General features: G+C 63.4%; 18 protein-coding genes and 1 tRNA gene. 7 read left to right on the top strand and 12 right to left on the bottom strand.

The genetic code is table 11. The annotated features are described in order from the left end of the window. Positions 1 to 17: 17 nt before the first annotated feature. Positions 18 to 1,232, bottom strand: coding sequence for an MFS transporter (locus tag ADBZ9O_RS28430; RefSeq protein WP_526526603.1), 1,215 nt, complete (start codon positions 1,230 to 1,232; stop codon positions 18 to 20). A 103-nt stretch (positions 1,233 to 1,335) separates the two neighbouring features. Here ADBZ9O_RS28430 and ADBZ9O_RS28425 point away from each other — a divergent pair, with 103 nt between their 5' ends. Further along, positions 1,336 to 1,668, top strand: a complete 333-nt coding sequence (locus tag ADBZ9O_RS28425; RefSeq protein WP_526526601.1) for an ArsR/SmtB family transcription factor — start codon at positions 1,336 to 1,338, stop codon at positions 1,666 to 1,668. 99 nt (positions 1,669 to 1,767) lie between these two features. Here the strand turns inward: ADBZ9O_RS28425 and ADBZ9O_RS28420 are convergent, their stop codons facing one another. Further along, positions 1,768 to 2,073: a hypothetical protein gene (locus ADBZ9O_RS28420; RefSeq protein WP_526526600.1), complete on the bottom strand. Its 306-nt coding sequence runs from the start codon at positions 2,071 to 2,073 to the stop codon at positions 1,768 to 1,770. Between the two features lie 166 nt (positions 2,074 to 2,239). Here ADBZ9O_RS28420 and ADBZ9O_RS28415 point away from each other — a divergent pair, with 166 nt between their 5' ends. Genes ADBZ9O_RS28415 through ADBZ9O_RS28400 form a run of 4 tightly spaced genes read left to right on the top strand, consistent with a single transcriptional unit; the run spans position 2,240 to position 4,434 of the window. After that, positions 2,240 to 3,586 (top strand): Rv0964c family protein, encoded by a 1,347-nt coding sequence (locus tag ADBZ9O_RS28415; protein ID WP_526526598.1) that lies wholly within the window; start codon positions 2,240 to 2,242, stop codon positions 3,584 to 3,586. After that, positions 3,583 to 3,858: a hypothetical protein gene (locus tag ADBZ9O_RS28410; protein ID WP_526526596.1), complete on the top strand. Its 276-nt coding sequence runs from the start codon at positions 3,583 to 3,585 to the stop codon at positions 3,856 to 3,858. Before ADBZ9O_RS28415 ends, ADBZ9O_RS28410 begins: the two co-directional genes overlap by 4 nt. Continuing rightward, complete coding sequence (locus ADBZ9O_RS28405) at positions 3,855 to 4,076, top strand: hypothetical protein (RefSeq protein WP_526526594.1); 222 nt, start codon at positions 3,855 to 3,857, stop codon at positions 4,074 to 4,076. Before ADBZ9O_RS28410 ends, ADBZ9O_RS28405 begins: the two co-directional genes overlap by 4 nt. A 22-nt stretch (positions 4,077 to 4,098) precedes the next feature. Beyond that, positions 4,099 to 4,434 carry a hypothetical protein gene (locus ADBZ9O_RS28400; protein ID WP_526526592.1) on the top strand — a complete coding sequence of 112 codons (336 nt, stop codon included), beginning with the start codon at positions 4,099 to 4,101 and terminating at the stop codon, positions 4,432 to 4,434. A 349-nt stretch (positions 4,435 to 4,783) separates the two neighbouring features. On the opposite strand, the gene ADBZ9O_RS28395 is transcribed toward ADBZ9O_RS28400, so the two are convergent. Together ADBZ9O_RS28395 and ADBZ9O_RS28390 are read right to left on the bottom strand one after the other, a co-directional pair. Further along, on the bottom strand, positions 4,784 to 6,325 hold the full coding sequence (locus ADBZ9O_RS28395; RefSeq protein ID WP_526526591.1) for a flavin-containing monooxygenase: 1,542 nt from the start codon (positions 6,323 to 6,325) through the stop codon (positions 4,784 to 4,786). Between the two features lie 75 nt (positions 6,326 to 6,400). Next, positions 6,401 to 6,892, bottom strand: a complete 492-nt coding sequence (locus ADBZ9O_RS28390) for a YajQ family cyclic di-GMP-binding protein (protein ID WP_163796843.1) — start codon at positions 6,890 to 6,892, stop codon at positions 6,401 to 6,403. A 100-nt stretch (positions 6,893 to 6,992) separates the two neighbouring features. Here ADBZ9O_RS28390 and ADBZ9O_RS28385 point away from each other — a divergent pair. Further along, a tRNA-Tyr gene (locus ADBZ9O_RS28385) sits at positions 6,993 to 7,075 on the top strand. 54 nt (positions 7,076 to 7,129) lie between these two features. Here ADBZ9O_RS28385 and ADBZ9O_RS28380 read toward each other — a convergent pair. The 8 genes from ADBZ9O_RS28380 to ADBZ9O_RS28345 form a co-directional block, all read right to left on the bottom strand. Further along, positions 7,130 to 8,620 (bottom strand): glycoside hydrolase family 130 protein, encoded by a 1,491-nt coding sequence (locus tag ADBZ9O_RS28380; RefSeq protein WP_526526589.1) that lies wholly within the window; start codon positions 8,618 to 8,620, stop codon positions 7,130 to 7,132. Positions 8,621 to 8,630: 10 nt separating this feature from the next. Further along, positions 8,631 to 9,653, bottom strand: coding sequence for a glycosyltransferase (locus tag ADBZ9O_RS28375; protein ID WP_526533594.1), 1,023 nt, complete (start codon positions 9,651 to 9,653; stop codon positions 8,631 to 8,633). A 5-nt stretch (positions 9,654 to 9,658) separates the two neighbouring features. After that, positions 9,659 to 10,792, bottom strand: a complete 1,134-nt coding sequence (locus ADBZ9O_RS28370; protein ID WP_526526587.1) for a glycosyltransferase — start codon at positions 10,790 to 10,792, stop codon at positions 9,659 to 9,661. Positions 10,793 to 11,092: 300 nt separating this feature from the next. Further along, positions 11,093 to 12,274: a hypothetical protein gene (locus tag ADBZ9O_RS28365; RefSeq protein ID WP_526526585.1), complete on the bottom strand. Its 1,182-nt coding sequence runs from the start codon at positions 12,272 to 12,274 to the stop codon at positions 11,093 to 11,095. Between the two features lie 418 nt (positions 12,275 to 12,692). Further along, a complete protein-coding gene (locus ADBZ9O_RS28360) occupies positions 12,693 to 13,100 on the bottom strand; it encodes a DUF5078 domain-containing protein (protein ID WP_526533274.1) in 408 nt (135 codons plus the stop codon). Between the two features lie 71 nt (positions 13,101 to 13,171). Further along, on the bottom strand, positions 13,172 to 13,519 hold the full coding sequence (locus ADBZ9O_RS28355; RefSeq protein ID WP_526526583.1) for a DUF732 domain-containing protein: 348 nt from the start codon (positions 13,517 to 13,519) through the stop codon (positions 13,172 to 13,174). Further along, complete coding sequence (locus tag ADBZ9O_RS28350) at positions 13,516 to 16,431, bottom strand: MMPL/RND family transporter (protein WP_526526581.1); 2,916 nt, start codon at positions 16,429 to 16,431, stop codon at positions 13,516 to 13,518. The genes ADBZ9O_RS28355 and ADBZ9O_RS28350 overlap by 4 nt, the downstream gene beginning before the upstream one ends. Further along, positions 16,428 to 16,853: an MmpS family transport accessory protein gene (locus tag ADBZ9O_RS28345; protein WP_526526579.1), complete on the bottom strand. Its 426-nt coding sequence runs from the start codon at positions 16,851 to 16,853 to the stop codon at positions 16,428 to 16,430. The genes ADBZ9O_RS28350 and ADBZ9O_RS28345 overlap by 4 nt, the downstream gene beginning before the upstream one ends. A 200-nt stretch (positions 16,854 to 17,053) precedes the next feature. Between ADBZ9O_RS28345 and ADBZ9O_RS28340 the strand changes: the two genes are divergently transcribed. Beyond that, on the top strand, positions 17,054 to 17,635 hold the full coding sequence (locus ADBZ9O_RS28340) for a TetR/AcrR family transcriptional regulator (protein WP_526526577.1): 582 nt from the start codon (positions 17,054 to 17,056) through the stop codon (positions 17,633 to 17,635). Positions 17,636 to 17,637 lie beyond the last annotated feature (2 nt).

The following is a 17,637-nucleotide window of genomic DNA, read 5'->3' as shown; positions in this document are numbered from 1 at the left end:
TGGCTGGTGCGCCCGGCTCAGGCGGGAACCCGCGAGCTCCGCGTCGTGATCAGGCCGACGGTGGCGGCGCCCAGGCAGGCCAATGCCACGAAGGCGGCGAACCACGGGAAGACGACGTCCAACGACCAGCGGGTCGCGGCCCAGCCGGCCGCGATCGTCGGGACTGCCATCGCGGAGTAGGCGAGCAGATAAAAGGCCGACATGGTTTCCCCGCGACGGCCCGCAGGCACGATGGTCGCCAGATGTCGCAGTGAGCCACCAAATCCGAGGCCGAAGGTCGCGCCAAGCAGCGCGGCGGCGACGAACACCAGCGGCCAGGAATGCGTCAGCAGAATCGGCACCGTCGCGCCAAGCGCGACGGCCATGCCGATATCACCGACGATGGCTGCGGTGCGGGCGGGCACGCGGGTCGCGGCCAGCTGGGCCATGGCCGCGGCGAAGGCGGTGACACCGACGACGCCACCGGCGAAGACGAGGTTGTCGATGTGGGTTTCATGTGCGGCCAGCGACGGATACAGCGAAAGCAGAACCCCGAGCACCGACCAGGACGCCATCGCGCCGAGGGCGGCGAACCAGAAATCGGAACGAATCTCTTGTGGTACAGAGGGTTTGGAGATTCGGATCGGGCCAGGCGATCGTGCGGTATGCGGTTCCCGCAGTGCGAGCACGCCGATGCCGACGATCGCGCATACCACTGCGACCACGGCGTACGGGGTGCGCAGGGGGTGGGGTGCATATTGGGCGAGCACCGCGGAGCCGACGATCGCGACCGTCATGCCCATGTTGAAGGCGACGCCGCTGTGCTGCCCGGAGCGGGTGCCGTGAAGTGGACGCAGGTCCAGAAGTGCTGCCGCACTGGCGACCACGATCGAGCCGACGGCCGCACCGTGGATGGTGCGGGCGAGCAGCAGCATGGCCATACTGTCAGCGATCAAGAAGACGCCGAGCCCAACCAGCAAGGCGATCAGTGCGCCGATCAGCACCGGCTTGCGGCCAACGACATCGGAGATGCGGCCCGAGACCAGGACTGCGGCCAACGCGGCGACGGCATAGACGGCGAACACGATGGTCGTCGACAGCGGCGAGAGGTGCCACGTCTTTTCGTAGATGCCGTAGAGCGGTGCAGGTAGGCCGGAGACGCCGAGTGCAACGCCGCTGAGGACGAGCAGCAGCGGATAGGCCCAACGCTGGGTGTCATGACCGATCGAGGTGTCGGCCGCGGCGAGCGTCAAGGCATCTCCCCATCAGGTAAGTTTGATGTGCATCGAACCGGGCCGAGCTTACGCTAGGTTTGATGATCATCAAACCGAGTGTCGTGGTGACGAAGGGCACAGCATGAGCGAAGTGCAAATTACTGAACCGCTGAGCCATCCCGTTGGCCCGGTGCAGCAGGTGCTGGCTGCGCTGCAGGATCCGGTCCGGCTGGAAATGATTCGTCGACTCAAGAACAACGGCGGACCCCTGAAGTGTTCCGCGCTCTATGACGGGATAAACAAATCGACCGCCACGCACCACTTCAAGATTCTGCGCGAGGCGGGTCTGACCGAGCGCACGGTGTCAGAGGGCGTGACGTGGCAGCGGTTGCGCGCCGACGAGGTGGAGGCTGCGGTGCCCGGCCTGTTGGATTCGGTGGTCAGCAGCGCCAACCGGGAAGCCGAGCTGGCCTAGAGTCGGTGGGCCGTGCGACCGGAGTGAGTAATGTTTGTCCGCCTCGCAGCGACAATCGCGCAATATGCGCGCGCCGTCCGCGGCTGGTGATGGTCAGCATCAGCCCGGGTTGAGCTCATCCATGTCCGCGCTGGCGTCGATTTCATCGGCGGCGAAGCCGTGCGCGCTGGAGTGCATGGCGGTGGCGTGCTCACCGATCCTGGTGACGAGCGCGGTTGACCGTGCGCTCCATACCGGTGCGCGACCACTCAGTGCCGCCCCGGATCTACCCTTCCACCCCAGCTCGGCGGTGGCGATCCGGCCGTCGGCGGTCACGTGGGCGGCGGCAAGATGCTCACCGTGACCTGTTATCGCCAAGGCCCATTGGGTCAGGTCGGCTAGGTCGACTTTGAACTCTGCCGCCATCAGTGACCTCCTCGGTGTGGATGGTCCATCAATACCAAGCGTGTTTGGCTGCGTCACTTCACCGTTGGAGGGTGAAGTGACGAAGCGACGTGTCTTTGCCAGACTCTGGCGGGTGAGCGGGCTCGGGCTGTCGGTAGGGGATATCCAGCGGTGGAGCGCTGGTTCGGTGCGCGACGTCTTTCAGATCGGACAGAGTCTCGCGACGACGACCTCGGGTGTGTCGAGCGGGCTGGGCGAACTCGCATCGTTCGACAGCTGGGGCGGCGATACCGCAGAGGCCGCAAAGTCCGCGATCGCAGTCACCCGCCAAGATCTGGATTCGCATGGCGCGGAACTGTTGGCCGTTGCCTATGCGGCCCGGACCGCGGCCGACGCTATCGACAACGTCCAAGCCAAGCTCGGGGCGTTGATCTCCAAGGCCGAAGGGCTGGGGCTGGAGGTGGATCCGGCCACCAGTCGTGTCGAACTGACTCCTAATGCAGACGGCGGGCCTGCGGTCGGACTGATCAACGCCATCGATCTGCAGCAGGAGCTCGATGCGATCCTCGCCGAGGCCGACGAGGTCGACGACACCCTGGCCAACGCGGTCAACATTGCCGACGGCGACGCTTCCATTGCGCAGATTCCGGGGTCCTCGGCCAGCCCGGTTGTCCAGTTTCAAAATCAGATCGACGCCTTCAATCAGGTATACGGGCGTGACCCGACGTCATCGGACGACTGGATGAAGGCAAGCTGGCTCGACCCAGACAATGTTGATCCAGCGCTTAAGGGCGTGGACTCGTCGGTCGTCGTCACTCGAATCAAACCAGTCCCTGGGCAAGGGGTCGTCCGTGGGTCACTGTTCATCATGGATGACAAGGTTGTCGATCCGTTCGCGCCTGATGGATACGATCCGTCATCGTTTTCTTCGCTATATGACTACGGGAACAACCGCGGATTCTCCGCGAATTTTGATCCTCGAAATGCCAAGGGCGCGTTCCTTATCGACTACGAAAGCGGTGTGGTGATCTTCCGGCAAAACCCAACTCACGACACCGCCGGGCAGGTAAAAGTTGGTTCTCCCGATGTCCGCATTACCCAGGCTGGCGATGGGACCGTTCGAATGGATTACAACCTGCCCAACCCGGCGGCGATGTTAGGGCCGGTCAACACTGCCGAACTCTCTGGAAAGCCGGTAGCAGGAACCATTCTCGTATCGCCTGGAATCGCCGGCCCCACCGCCTCGGGACTCATTGGCGACTATCCATCGGCCGAAATCTACGCGGATCGACCTGGCGGGGCGACTAGCGTCCTGCTCCAAGATGAGCAGGACAACCGCACATCTTTCGGTCCGATCCTAGAACTGGGGTCTTACCACTTTGTCGGTGATCTCCCAGACGAACACGTTCAACAAGAGGTTGGCTTCTCGCCGACCCACACCACGTTCCACGGTCCGGGAGGCAGCATTCAGGTCGAGGAGCCGCTCGAAAGGCCGATGGTCAGTTCGCGCGGAACTAAGATGGCGGCACCATGAAAATCGGGGATGTCGACCTTCGCTACGCGCCCGCCGTTGCTGTGCTGTCCGGATTGATCGGCGGTTTCCTCGTCATCGTGGCACGGGACGGGTGGCGATTTGCCTGGCCGGCGATTGGACTTCTCGCGGTCATTGGCCTCTCTCTGCTCGCCACCATCGTGCGACGGAAGCAGAGCGAAAAACACTTCTGGACAACGGTAATCGCCACCAGTCTCGCGCTAACAGGTGTTGTCGCCGCTGCGTGGGGCATTACAGGCGGTGCCGGGCTGTGAGTCGCACACACAAAGACTGGGCTTTTCAGGTGCTCGGCCTGATCGTCGGGTTCGTTCCCGCCATCCTGTTGGTGTTCGCGCTCCCAATCGGGATCGCCGTCTACGCAATGATCTGTATCGGCTTTGTTCACCCTCGATCCAGATCTTTCGCCTACGGCGCAGTGTGCTCGCTACTGACGCTGCCCGGGCTCGGCTTGGCGCTGTGGTGGTCGGCGTGAGAACTGATGGGGGAGAGCTGTTATGGAGCAAACCAAAGTTGTGCAGTCGCCGGGATCGGCCGCGGGGCAGATCAACTGGACGGTCGCGGTATTTGTTGCCGCTGTAGTGGGTGGTATCGCCTACGGCTTGTTGGCGAGCAGTTTTGGAAGTGGCGAGTCCATGGGGGACGGTCTAATCGGTTGGCTCCCAATGGGAATCGTCATAATGACGATGCTGTTGGTCGGTGTTCCCCTTACCGTGTTGGGCAAAACGACCGAGTTGCGGACCGCAGCAGCTTCTCTGGCGATCGCTCCGTTGGCAGGCGGCCCAATCGTGTTGGAGATTTTTGTCGGATGGTTGGTGAATCAGTATGGCTGACAGGCGAGACGCACTAGGTGTCAGGCAGGCGCGGACCAGCGGGTTCAGCACGGTTCTCGGGCTGGCGGTGGGTTCGAATCTATTGATCGCTTACCCTCTTCTCGGCTTTTTTGTTCCAGTGCTACCACTGCTTCTAGCGGGTGCATTCGCATTCAGCCCTCGGACGCGCGGCTTCGCGCTCGGTTCCGCGGCAGCGGCGGTAGCGGGCGTGATATGCCTGGTGACCTACGGAGCATTTCGGTAGCCGTTGTCGGCGTGAAGCCAGGACCACTTGTCGCTACGAGGCGGGCAAAGAGCACACCCGCCGGAATCTGAGGCAGGTGTTGCTGGTGTGGCAGAGCGCCCAGTGCTACTGCGCGGCAATGCCTTTCAGTGCCGCTTCGCCGACCGGAACGCGGTCAGCGACCCGCCCGAAGATCATGCACTCGTCGATCCGGTCGAAGCGGTGATCGATGGCGTCGACGACGAAATTCTGCCGGACGTTCCACGGTCGCTTGGTCCCCGACCGGGGTAGCGCGTGCGGTGCGCGCAGCACGTACCCGGCTTGTAGATCCCAGGTCGGCTTTTCGGTCATCGGTTCGTCACCGCGGTGCGGATAGCTGTAGGTATATCCCCGAGAGTCCATGTACTGCAGCATTTTTGCCACCGAGCGCGCAGTCATATCGGCCCGCAACGTCCAGGATGCGTTCGTATAGCCCACGCACCACGCCAGATTCGGTACGTCCTCGAGCAGATGAGCTTTGTAGACGAAGCGGTCCTGCGGTTTGATTTCCACGCCGTCAAGGCTGATCGCCACACCACCGAGCGCCTGGAGCTGCAACCCGGTCGCGGTGACGATGATGTCGGCATCGAGATGCGTCCCGGACGCCAGCGCGATACCGGTGGCGTCGACGTGGTCGATGTGGTCGGTGACGACCTCGGCCCGGTCTTCGCTGATCGCCACATACAGGTCGGCCTCTGGGATGGCGCACATCCGCTGGTCCCACGGGTTGTAGGTGGGGGTGAAGTGGGTGTCGATGTCGTAACCCGCAGGCAAGTTGTCTTCGGCCATCTTCCGCAGTATCCGCTTGAACAGTCCGGGCGCTTTACGGGCCAGATGCACCGCCGCGGCGGTGTACAGGGCGTGATACCAGCGGGCCACCGAGTGCGCGGTGGAAAGCGGCAGGAGTCGTCGTAGCAGTTTGGTGCTGCCCTCTTCGCGCGAAACCGATCCGATGTAGGTGGGGGAGCGTTGCAGCATGGTGACTTTGGCGGCGTCGCGCGCGAGCGCCGGGATCAGGCTGATCGCCGTGGCGCCACTGCCGATGACGATGATCTTCTTGCCGGTGTAGTCGAGATCCTCTGGCCAGAACTGCGGATGAACGATGGTTCCGCCGAACTGGTCGAGACCGGGAATCTCGGCGTTGTAGGGCTCGTCGTAGCTGTAATAGCCGGAAGCGAAAAAGACGTACCGCGCGCGGATCGTGCGGGCCGCGCCGTTCTCGGTGACCGAGAGCGTCCAATGGTTGGTCAGCGAGTTCCAGTCCGCAGAGTCCACCTGGGTGTTGAACCGGATGTGGCTGTCGATGCCGTACTTGTGCGCGGTTGCGGTGACGTACTCGCGGATGTGCGCGCCCTCGGCGATGGTCTCATCACGCGTCCACGGCTCGAACGGAAAACTGAGGCTGAAGATATCGCTGTCGGAGCGCACCCCCGGATAGCGGAACAGGTCCCAGGTGCCGCCGATGCGCGCCCGTCGCTCGAGGACTGCGTAGGAAAAACGCGGGTTGAGTTCGGCGATGCGGTACGCCGCGTCGATACCCGAGATGCCCGCCCCGACGATGACGACGTCCAGGACGTCGGCATCATCGGGTGCGGCCGGCTGCGGCTCTGTCTGGGGTGTCGCGGTCATGCAACCTCGCTCGCTCGCGGGTGTGGTACTCGTCACGTCCCAGAGTAGGCAACCGCCCAGCCAGCGAGATAGCCGCTACCGGTAATTGACGAACTGCAGCGCCACCTCGAGGTCGGCACCCCGCAGCAGTGACTGCACGGCCTGCAGATCGTCGCGCTTCTTGGAGCTGACGCGGATCTCCTCGCCCTGGATCTGCGCCTTGACGCCCTTGGGGCCCTCGTCGCGGATGAGCTTGGTGATCTTCTTGGCGTTCTCGCTGTCGATGCCCTGCTTGATACTGCCGATGACCTTGTAGGTCTTGCCCGACGGCTGCGGGTCGCCGGCGTCAAAGGCCTTCATGGAGATGTCGCGCCGAATGAGCTTCTCCTTGAACACGTCGACCGCGGCCTTCACCCGCTCCTCGGTGGACGACACGAGAATGATGCCCTCCTCGCCCTGCCATTCGATGGTGGTGTCGGTGCCACGGAAGTCGAAACGGGTCGACAACTCCTTGGCGGCCTGGTTCAGAGCGTTGTCGACCTCCTGGCGATCGGCCTTGCTGACGACGTCGAAGCTGGAATCCGCCATTGACTCGCTCCCTTCTGGGTTGGTGCGTTTTCGTCTTGGGACCATCCTCGTAGTACCGTGCTAGTCGCACCAAACCGGGGTTCCGGAATGGGGCGAATCCGGCAGGTTGCCCGAGCGGCCAATGGGAGCGGACTGTAAATCCGTCGGCTAACGCCTACACAGGTTCGAATCCTGTACCTGCCACACGACGTCAGGCCCCCTTTCGAGGGGGCCTGACTGCGTTCACGGGCACGTAGGTCAGCTCAGCGTGCCTGCCAGCAGCTCGGCAATGAGTTCCGCCAGCGGTGCGGTGGCCAGGCCGATCGCACCGTCGGAGATCCCGTAGGGGATCACCAGGGTGTCGGCGTGTACCAGCGCGCCACACGAGTAGACGACGTTGGGCACATAGCCGTCCTGTTCGTCGCGGGCGGGGCTCAGCAGGGGGCGTCGGAGTCGGCCGAGCACGCGGGTCGGGTCATCGATGTCGAGCAGAATCGCACCGATGCTGTAGGTGCGCATCGGCCCGACGCCGTGGGTGAGTACCAGCCAGCCCGCATCGGTTTCGATTGGCGGGCCACAGTTTCCGAGTTGAAGCACTTCCCACGTCTCGGTCGGCTGCTGGCAGGGCGACGCGCTCGGCCACACGGAAAGATGGTCGGCGAAGGCGACAGTGTTGGTTTCGCGGTCCGATCGTGACATGGCGGCGTACCGGCCGCCGATGCGCCGGGGGAACAGCGCCAAACCCTTGTTGGCCGCGGCCTTGCCGACGAGCGGCCCGGACGTGAAGGACCGGAAGTCCTTGGTCTCGAGCAGCTGTTGGCTGATGACGGACCCGCTGTAGGCGGTGTAGGTGGCGTAGTAGGTGACCGAGTTGTCGTCGTGGACGAAGCGAACGAAGCGTGCGTCCTCCGCGCCGGCCTGCTCGGCCTCCATCGCCGGCCACAGCACCCGCTCGGAAAGAGTTGTCTCACTGGGGAATTCGACGGCGTAGAAACGGTCGGCGATCGTGCGGATCAGATCGGCCGCGCGTTCGCCGTGTCCGCGGGTGCGCAGGTTGGCGCGAAGGTGGTCCAGGCGCTCCTCGAGGTCGGATCGGGTGAACCTGTCATCGAGCGAGTGCAGGACGTAATTGGCCGCCTCGCCGACATTGCCGATGCGGCCGAGTTCGCTGCGGAACACCGCGGTGTCCAGCAGCGCGTCACTGACACCTCCGGTCTGGGTGTAGGGCGTGGGTTCGTCGATCGTGGCCCGGCCCGCAGCGTCGACGACGCCGGTGCGGAACCCGATGGACGACAGGTGGCCCTCTCCGATTCCCCTGGTGCTCATTACGAAACGCAGGCTGCCCGGCGCCGTATCGCTCTGATCGGGGTGGGCGACGATGCTGGGGTTGCACAAGGCGGCACCCTCGATGGCGTACTCGCTGGTGAAGGTGGCGCCCAGCAACAACGTTCGGGCCTCGGAGAGGCGACGTTCGGGATCAAGCCGGTCGGCTAGCTCCTGGGCGTGGTGACGAAAAATGCCCGCGAGGTCACGGTGGCGTCCGTCGAAACGAACGACCACGTCGTCCAGGGCCGATTGCACGTCCTCGTCACTGAGGGCGAGGATGCGCTTGAGCACCAAACCCGCTCGGGACTCCTGGAGTTCGAAGCCCTCCTGGCCAGGCACGAAGAGCCGGGTGATCACTCGTGCGGGGTTGGCGGCGAGCCGCTGTGGGCTGCGGGTGACGAGCTCTGCCCGCACCGAAGTCACTGTGGGACAGTCACTGTGGGACGACGGCGAAGCGGCGCGCCTGCTGCAAGGTGGAGATCACCGCGAGCGTCGACTCCGCACCCTGGTTGAGGTTCACCGTGTCGGCGAGCAGACCGTCGAAGCCGCCCCCGGTCTCCGGATCCCACATGATCTGGCTGGCGTCGTTATCGCCAAGGAACCAGTCAGCGCAGGAGCGGATGGCCTCAGGCCAGAGCGGTCGCGGATCGACGGTGGCGGCGCGCGCACATGCGTCGGCGAGCGAAGCGATTTCGATCGGCTGCTGGTCGAATGCGGGCCTGTCGTCCTGTGGTCCGCGGCCCCCGACTGGGGTGGGCGACAGATGACCGTCTGCTGTCTCGTAGGCCAGCAGCCACTCCAACAGTGCCAGGCCACGTTGAGTCAGCGCAGGGTCGACGAGCGCAACGCCTGCGGCGATCATCGCCTCGGTAAGCACTGCGTTGGCGTAGGTGAGGCGCGGCTCGGGCCATGGCCAGGCGAGGTCATCGCTGGGCACGGCGAGGCCGGCTGCGTAATCGGTGAGCAGTCGTAGCGCGGTCGTCTGGCCGGGCTCGATGCTGAGGAGTTCGGCGGCGCCGATCGCGGCGAAGGCCATCGCCCGCGGGTGCGGTGACCTGACCTTGGCGGCGCGTTCGAACTGAATCGCGGCCAGCCGGCGAACCATGCTGACGTCGCTGTACGCGGCGGCGGTGCCCAGCGCCCAGATGCAGCGACCCCAGTGGTCGTCGGTGCTGGGCTGATCGGTCCAGTTCCCGGCTTTGTCCATCCGGTTGCGGCAGGCCCCGTTATAGGACTGGGCATCGTTGAGGAAGGTCAGCGCTTTGCCTGCGAGCCCGTTCAACACACCTGGCGTTTCGGGCTCCCTGGTGGCGACGACGAGCACCCTGGCCATGTCGTCGGTGCAGTAACCGTGCTCGGGTCGGCGTTCGGCGAACGTCGCGTGCTCGTAGGTTGCCCGGTGGTCTGTCATCCGGAGCAGGTGCGCGAACAGCGGGGCGGGCGCGGCGCCGGTCACGGCGGTCACGCCCTGGCCGAGCGCGCCGCGACGAGGCGTTGGGCCACGGTCAGATACGCGTCGGCGACGACGGGCCACGCCAAGGTTGGCGCGAGCCCGCGGGCTGCGGAGGCCATCGAGCCTGCGGTCCGGGGGTCGACCAGAATCCGCTTCAACGCCTCGGTCATTGCATCGGGGTTGTCGTGCGGGACGACGACGCCCGCCCCGGTGCCGAGCAACTCGACGGCGTGGGGGAAGGCGGTCGCGACCACGGGCCGACCGGTCGCGACGGAGTCAACCAGCACGCCGGAAGTGACCTGCTCCTTTGAGTCGTAGGGCAGCACGACGACGCTGGCCTGCAATATCAGGGTGGTCAACGCGGCGGGGCTGCGGTACATGGGGTCAAAGGACACCGAGTCGGAGACCCCGAGGCGCTGCGCTCGTGCGATGCAGGCATCGCGGTAGGCCTCACCCTCGGTGGCGAGCACCTTGGGGTGGGTGCGACCGGCTATGACGTAACGCGGCTGGCCGGGCAACGATTTGAGTACTGCCATCGAGTCGATGACGCGCTCGATACCCTTGCCCGGGCCGATGAGTCCCCAGGTCAAGATGATCGGTCGCGCGCAACGCTTCAGGGCGGCGGTCTGGGGGAGTGCGGCGCCGTGGGGGATCGTGGTGACCTTGTGGCGCGCGTCAGGGTACGCCTCGCACAGCCGGCGGCGGGCGGTCTCGGACATGACCACGACCTGATCGGCCAGCGTCACTACCCGCCCGAGTACCCAATGTTGTTCAGCTGTCGGGTCTTTGAGCACTGTGTGGGCGACGACCATCGATGGGACGCGCAGGTTCTCCATGATCTGGATGACTTCGTCGCCATCGGGTCCGCCGTAGATGCCGTACTCGTGCTGGATGACAGCGATATCGCTTTGGTTCAGCAGCTCCGAGGTTTCCGCTATCGACCTTGGCGAGCCGTTGACGAGCTCACCGACGAGGTTGTCGCGCGCACAGACCTGGTCGTCAGCAATGCGTACCACGCTGACCGCGACACCCTTGGCAGCCAATCCGTCGGACAAGGCCGCGGTGAACGTCGCGATGCCACACAGAGTCGGCGGATACGTGCTGAGGATGGCAACGCTTGGCAGGTACGAAAAGTGTTGCATCCCAATAGGGGTGATTAACGACTGAACCAACGATGGAGCATTCAAGATTATCCCGACTAAGCGGTCAAGCGGTGTCTCCGGCGTGAGCGGATGCTCGACAGATCAGCGTCAGAATGCTGAGCCATTCCGGATGGGCTGGGAGTGCCAGCACCTCTGAGGCTACACCCTCGTGACCTGTAAGTCGTGGTCGAAGCGCATTGCCCTGTCACCGACGCAAGCCTTCTTGGGGCAAAAAAAGGACCCCTCCTTCCCGATGGAAGGAGGGGTCCTCGGCGATAAGGTAGCCAGCCCGGCTGACCGTTAACCGTTGTTTGACGAAGCGGCCCGCTTACTGCGTGCACCCGTTCCGGAGCCGGTCTTTCCCGAACCACTGCTCTTGTCGGAAGCCGCACTGGCCGGCTTGTCGGACTGGGCCCGGTGTTTACCGCCTGCGGTCGCTGTGGTCACTGCGGTAGACGTCGACGAGGTGTCGGTAGCACTCGACGAGTCGGTGGATGTCGATTCGGTGCTGGCCGGGGCGGCAGATGCCGTTGCAGCTGTTGCGTTTTCGGCGGGCGCCTGCCGTCCGGACGACGCCGGCTTCGGCGTTGCGGTTGACAGGGTGACCGTCGGGGCGGCCGTGGGGAGCTCGGAAACCTTGCTCGTGGCGGCCAATGCCGTCGGTGCGGGGGCGCCCAACGCCTGGGCGATGGTGTCCCGAGCATTCAACAGCGTGGCGAACAGGCCGGAGGTGAACGGTGTATCGAACGGGGTGAGCAGTCCGACGGTGCCCTGTGAGGGCACCCCGTTGAGGAAGGCGTTGGTGAACGCGGCGGGGGCGTTGACGATCGCGCTGATGGCGTCATCGAAGTGCCCGGCGGCTACCGCGTCGATGACCGCCTGTCCGGTGCTGCCGAAGGTGCCGACCACACCGGCGATCGGGGAGATCGCGGACAGGCCGATGGGGAGGAGCACATTCGGGATGGCAGCGACGACGTTCGCGAAATTCTGCGCCATATCGGTGAAGATCACCGGGAGCGATAGCAGGCTGATGACCGGCCCGAGAACCACGGCCAACCCGGCTTGGAACACCGTCGTAACCGCATCGGCGAATTGGCCTGCCGCGAGTTGGCTGGCGGCGGTGGCCAGGGCGGCGGGGAACGCGGCCACCTGTGCCACGAGACTGCCTACCGCCTGCTCGATCGCCGGGGCGGCGATAGCTGCGTAGCCCAGCTGGTTGGTGATGAGCTGCTGGAGGATAGGAGCTGGGTCGGACTGCACCTGGGCGCCCAGTGCGGCGACATTGTTGAGGCTGGTCTGGATGACCTGCACCCATTCGGTGATGGGGTTTGCCAGCGCCGTGAGATCGACCGCGGCGGAGGATCCAAGCGTTGCAGGGATGTGCACCTCTGGCGGTGCTACGGCTATCGGTGCGGCGACGATCGCGGTTGCGCCGACGACCGCGATACCGGCGGTGAGGTACGACCGAACTGCTATCTGCATGATTCTCCCAGTCTTCCTATAGGGGCTCTAACCTTCCGAACGAAGTTGACGCTAACGCAACTTACTCCCGAGTAAGAGCGGAATTCAAGGATGAATTTAACGACCTATCCAGAAGGGTAGTGAGTGCTCCGGTGCTGGCCAAGGCACTAATGTTGCTGGCTAATAGAGTCGGGTTGGGCAAAGGGGCTGCCACTGTCGGAGGCAACGTTACGTACGCTAACTAATGACATCGGCGGCTAACTTACTTGGCGGTAATGAGGTACAGCCCGAAACGCGAGGTCAGATCACGTTTAGGTAAACCGGAGTGTCGCAGGAGTTGCGCCGCGATTCCCCGGGCTCGCGGTTGCGCAGCGCGCACGGCGGTCTACGTCGATCGCAAGTGCCGATAAGTGCAGTTGCTGTCAGATGTTTGCGAACGTCAGTAAACCCAGACTGAGGGGTCACTGGGTGGGTAGTTCATGCAGATGTCGGTGGAGTTGGCGGCGACGCCTTTGTTGTTGAAGAAGAGTTTGGCCCAGTTGCCCCAGTGGGTGGCGACTTGTTCGTAGTAGACGTTGGTGGCGGTGTCTTCGGAGTATTGGCGGCGGCCTGCGGCGTCGAGGGAGAAGAACCAGTAGATGCGGTCGCGGGCCATTTGTTCGATGGCGGGGCCGCGGTTGTTGTAGTCGATCATGTACCGGGAGTAGTAGATGGGTTCGACGTCGCGGGCGGCGGCCATGTATTGGTCGACGGTGCAGGTGGTTTTGATGATCCGGTTGGGGATCGGGTAGTCGTCGGAGGCGTCGGCCGAGGCGATGCCTGGCACGGCGGTGACGGCGGCGGTCATGACCAGTGCGGCGGCGGTGGTGCGGAGCAAACGACGTGTGTGAGACCGGCGCATCGCGGTCACCTGACCTTTCATTGGGGCACCGCTGCTGCCTGGAGGACGGGCAGTTTGTCGGGGCAGTAGAAGTTGATGGCCGAGCCCAGGAATTGCCAGGCTTGGGCGGTGGTGCTGCCCTTGGGGAGTTGCATGGAGACGAAGTGGGCGGACTTGTAGGCGTCGCCGTCGAGTCCGTCGTACATGCGGTTACAGGCGATCTTGCCGATCCAGGCGTTGTAGTCCCGCGGACCGTAGATCCCGTAACTGTGCAGCTCGTTCGCGAAATCGGTATCAGGATCGGCGTGTGCCGCCGGAGCCAGAACCGTTGCCGCACAGACGAGTAACGCAGCGGCGAGCATCGGTCGACCAACATTTCCGGTCATGTTGCGTTGACCTCTTCTTTAGGCGGGGCAGTGGGCCATGATTCGGGCAGCGGCCGTTGCCGGACGCGCTGCGGCCACCAGAACCACTTGCCCATCAGCGCGGCGATGGCAGGTGTCATAAACGAGCGGACCACCAGGGTGTCGAACAGCAGTCCCAGGCCGATCGTCGTGCCGACCTGGCCGATGACCGTCAACTCGCTGACCGCCATCGACATCATGGTGAACGCGAAGACCAGGCCCGCGGAGGTGACCACCGATCCGGTGCTACCCATCGAGCGGATGATTCCGGTGTTCAGCCCGGCATGGATTTCCTCTTTGAACCGGGAGACCAGTAGCAGGTTGTAGTCGGCACCCACGGCCAGCAGGATGATGACTGACATCGGTAGCACCATCCAGTGCAGTTCGATCCCGATGATGTGCTGCCAGATCAGCACCGACAGGCCGAAGGACGCGCCCAACGACAATGCGACGGTGCCGACGATCACCGCCGAGGCTACGACGCTGCGGGTGATGATCAGCATGATGATGAAAATCAAACAGAGAGCGGCGATTCCGGCAATCAGCAGGTCGTAGTTGGCGCCCTCCTGCATATCCTTGAACATCGCGGCGCTTCCGCCCAGGAAGATCTTGGACCCCTCCAACGGGGTGCCCTTGAGTGCTTCTTTGGCGGCCTGCTTGATGGCATCGATGTGCTTGATGCCCTCGGGCGTCATCGGATCACCGTCATGGCTGATGATGAAGCGGACCGCCTTGCCGTCCGGCGAGATGAACTGTTTGATACCGCGTTTGAAATCGGGGTTGTCAAACGTCTCCGGGGGTAGATAGAACGAATCGTCGTTCTGTGCGGCGTCGAAGGCCTGGCCCATCGCGGTGGCGTTCTCCGAGCCGGCCGTCTGCTGATCCTGCATACCCTTCTGGGTGGCATACATCGTCAGCATCATGGTCTTCATGCTCTTCATGGTCTCGATCATTGACGGCATCAAGGCGACCATCTGCGGCATCAGGGTGTCGAGCTTTTCCATCTGCGGCATCAGCGCCTGGATGTCATCGGTCATGGTGTCGATACCGTCAAGAGTGTCGAAGATCGAGCGGATAGACCAGCACACCGGGATATCGAAACAGTGCGGCTCCCAATAGAAGTAGTTCCGCAGCGGCCGGAAGAAGTCGTCGAAGTTGGCGATGTTGTCGCGCAGTTGTTGGATGTCGACGGTCATGTTCTTCATCTGCGCCACCATGATGTGCATGGTGTCGGCCATCTGCACCGTGATGCTCGACATCTTCGTCATCGAATCGATGGTGCTCTGCATATCGTCGGCCTGTTTGAGCATATTGGCCGTCATGTCCTGGTTGTACTTCTCGTTCATCTTCTGCGTGGTGCTTTGCATGCTGATCTGGAACGGAATCGACGTGTGTTCGATCGGCGTGCCTTGTGGCCGCGTAATCGCTTGCACACGTGAGATTCCCGGCACCTTGAAGATGGCCTTGGCGATTTTGTCGATCACCAGGAAGTCCGCCGAGTTCCGCAGATCATGGTCGGACTCGATCAGCAGCAATTCGGGGTTCATCCGCGCCGGCGAGAAATGCCGGTCAGCAGCCTGATACCCCAGCTGTGAAGGCAGATCCGTCGGGAGGTAGTTGCGGTCGTTGTAGTTGGTCCGATAGCCGGGCAGCGTGAGCAGACCGACCAGCGACAGCGCGATCGTCGCGATCAGGATGGGCCCGGGCCAACGCACCACGGCGGCACCGACTTTGCGCCAACCCCGGGTCTGCAGCGCCCGCTTGGGTTCGAGCAGGCCGAATCGCCCCACGATGGTGATCAAAGCGGGACCCAGTGTGAGTGCGGCGAGCACCACGATCAACATGCCAACCGCCAACGGGATCCCCAATGACTGGAAGTACGGCAGGTTGGTGAAGTGCAGGCACAGGGTGGCCCCCGCGATGGTCAAGCCTGAGCCGAGGATCACGTGTGCGGTGCCGTGGAACATGCTGTAATAAGCGGTTTCTCGGTCTTCGCCCGCCCCTCGGGCCTCCTGATATCGCCCGATCAGGAAGATGGCATAGTCCGTTGCGGCGGCAATGGCCAGCGTCACCAGGAGGTTGGTGGCGAACGTCGAGAGCCCGATGATCTCGTGGAACCCAAGGAAGGCGACGAATCCGCGGGCGGCGGCCAACTCCAGCACCACCATGCCGAGCACGATGAGCACTGTGATGATGGACCGGTACACCAGCAGCAACATCACGATGATCACCGTGAACGTCAGCGCCTCGATCATCCGCATGCTGCGATCGCCGGCGATCTGCTGATCCGCCGCGATGGCTGCCGCGCCGGTGACGTAGGCCTTGACCCCGTTCGGCGCCGGGATGCCGTCGACGATGTGTTGGACTGCTTCGATCGATTCGTTGGCCAAGGCTTCGCCCTGGTTGCCCGCGAGGTACGCCTGGACGTAGGCGGCCTTACCGTCCGGGCTCTGCGCACCGGAGGCGGTCAGCGGGTCGCCCCAGAAATCCTGCACGTGCTCAACGTGTTTGGTGTCCGCTTCGAGCTTGGACACGATCTCGTCGTAGTACTTGTGCGCGGTGTCATCGAGCGGCTGATCGGCTTCGAGCACGATCATCGCCGAACTGTTGGAGTTGAATTCGTCGAAGACGTGACCGACCTGCTTCATCGCGATCATCGACGGTGCCTCGTCAGGCGTCATCGATACCGAACGCAGCTGTCCGACCACTTCCAGCTGGGGAACGATGACGTTCAGGACGGCGATGACGGCGATCCAGATCAGGACGATTGGCACTGCCAGCCGGCGAATCCACAAGGCGATACCGCCGCGATTCTGGTGTTCGGTGGTCGTCGTCGTGGCGTGCCGTCCGGTCGGGATGGCGTCCGTGGGCTCGTCGTTATGGGGGGAACTCATGCAGATTTCACCAAGCAGAAGGTCTGGGCGGTGACGCCGGTGGAGGTTCGTTCGTCTTTCACTTCGTCATCGACGGTGATGCGGCAGGTGATATCGGTGCTGTCACCTTGGGCGACGATATTCGGGAAGACCGACGGGTCGGTGGTGCTCAGTGTCAGCGTGAAGGGCAGGGCGGCACCGTCGATCCGCTGCGGCTGGGCATCGAGATCCAGATAGTTGATATCGGCTGAGCTGCCGTTACCCCAGACCTCGTATGTGACCACTTTGGGGTTGAACGGCTTGGTGTCCTCGGCGGGCTTACTGGATTGGCTGGCCGGATCCGGAGCACCGAAAAACGTCTTCACTCGCATGACGGCAAAGGTCCCGACCCCGACGATGATGACGATGAGTATCGGAATCCACACTCGCTGAAGAAACTTCATCACTTCTCCCTACTCGCCACGCCCGTGGGCAATGCCCTGCGCGGCCGAGGACCGCACCACCGCTGATGTCGGTAATCAGTCGATCGGCAGAGTAAAACTATCCAACGAGCTGACTTGAGGCAAGTCGTACGGCATATTGGCTCCATCACGCAGGAACGGCGTTAAGCTCACGGACAAATTGCTAGTGGGAAGGGGCGGTGGTGGCGAAGTCGGTATCAGCTCGTGGCTTCGCCCGCGAGCGGCTTCTGGAGGCAGCACTGCAGTTGTTCGCCGAGCACGGCGTCAACGGCACGTCGCTGCAGATGATTGCCGACCGTCTCGGGGTCACCAAAGCGTCTGTCTACTACCAGTTTCAGTCGAAGGAAGACATCGTCATCGCGGTGATCCAGCCGGTCTTCGACGATATCCTGCGGTTGTTGCGCATCGCCGAATCGATGACGTCACCGGAAGCGCAGCAGGAGGCGGTCCTCGGCGGCCTGGTTGAATTCGCCGTCCGCCATCGCCGGCTGACCGCCGCCTTCTACGGGGATCCCGCCATCGAATCCGTGGTGCACTCACACGTGGAATTCGAGGATGCCACCGTCCGGCTCAGCGCCCTGCTGACCGGGCCAGATCCCACTATCGCTTCTCGCGTGACCACATCGATGATTGCCGCGGGTGTCTACGGCAGCGCAACCGATCCGCGCCTGCGCGATGTGGCCGATGCCGATCTGCACCGCGCACTGCTCGAGTGCGTGCAGCGGTTACATCACAGCGATGCCCGTCTCGGGGCCAGGGAATAGAG

The organism is Mycobacterium sp., assembly GCF_965229105.1.
Lineage (GTDB): Bacteria > Actinomycetota > Actinomycetes > Mycobacteriales > Mycobacteriaceae > Mycobacterium.
This window is presented reverse-complemented; position numbering and strand designations above follow the sequence as displayed.

Excerpts from the sequence above, each read along its gene's own strand:
- ADBZ9O_RS28365 (WP_526526585.1), bottom strand. The coding sequence starts at position 12,274 with ATGCAGATAGCAGTTCGGTCGTACCTCACCGCCGGTATCGCGGTCGTC.
- ADBZ9O_RS28420 (WP_526526600.1), bottom strand. The coding sequence starts at position 2,073 with ATGGCGGCAGAGTTCAAAGTCGACCTAGCCGACCTGACCCAATGGGCC.
- ADBZ9O_RS28390 (WP_163796843.1), bottom strand. The coding sequence starts at position 6,892 with ATGGCGGATTCCAGCTTCGACGTCGTCAGCAAGGCCGATCGCCAGGAG.
- ADBZ9O_RS28345 (WP_526526579.1), bottom strand. The coding sequence starts at position 16,853 with ATGAAGTTTCTTCAGCGAGTGTGGATTCCGATACTCATCGTCATCATC.
- ADBZ9O_RS28350 (WP_526526581.1), bottom strand. The coding sequence starts at position 16,431 with ATGAGTTCCCCCCATAACGACGAGCCCACGGACGCCATCCCGACCGGA.
- ADBZ9O_RS28360 (WP_526533274.1), bottom strand. The coding sequence starts at position 13,100 with ATGACCGCCGCCGTCACCGCCGTGCCAGGCATCGCCTCGGCCGACGCC.
- ADBZ9O_RS28370 (WP_526526587.1), bottom strand. The coding sequence starts at position 10,792 with ATGCAACACTTTTCGTACCTGCCAAGCGTTGCCATCCTCAGCACGTAT.
- ADBZ9O_RS28410 (WP_526526596.1), top strand. The coding sequence starts at position 3,583 with ATGAAAATCGGGGATGTCGACCTTCGCTACGCGCCCGCCGTTGCTGTG.
- ADBZ9O_RS28400 (WP_526526592.1), top strand. The coding sequence starts at position 4,099 with ATGGAGCAAACCAAAGTTGTGCAGTCGCCGGGATCGGCCGCGGGGCAG.
- ADBZ9O_RS28355 (WP_526526583.1), bottom strand. The coding sequence starts at position 13,519 with ATGACCGGAAATGTTGGTCGACCGATGCTCGCCGCTGCGTTACTCGTC.
- ADBZ9O_RS28395 (WP_526526591.1), bottom strand. The coding sequence starts at position 6,325 with ATGACCGCGACACCCCAGACAGAGCCGCAGCCGGCCGCACCCGATGAT.
- ADBZ9O_RS28425 (WP_526526601.1), top strand. The coding sequence starts at position 1,336 with ATGAGCGAAGTGCAAATTACTGAACCGCTGAGCCATCCCGTTGGCCCG.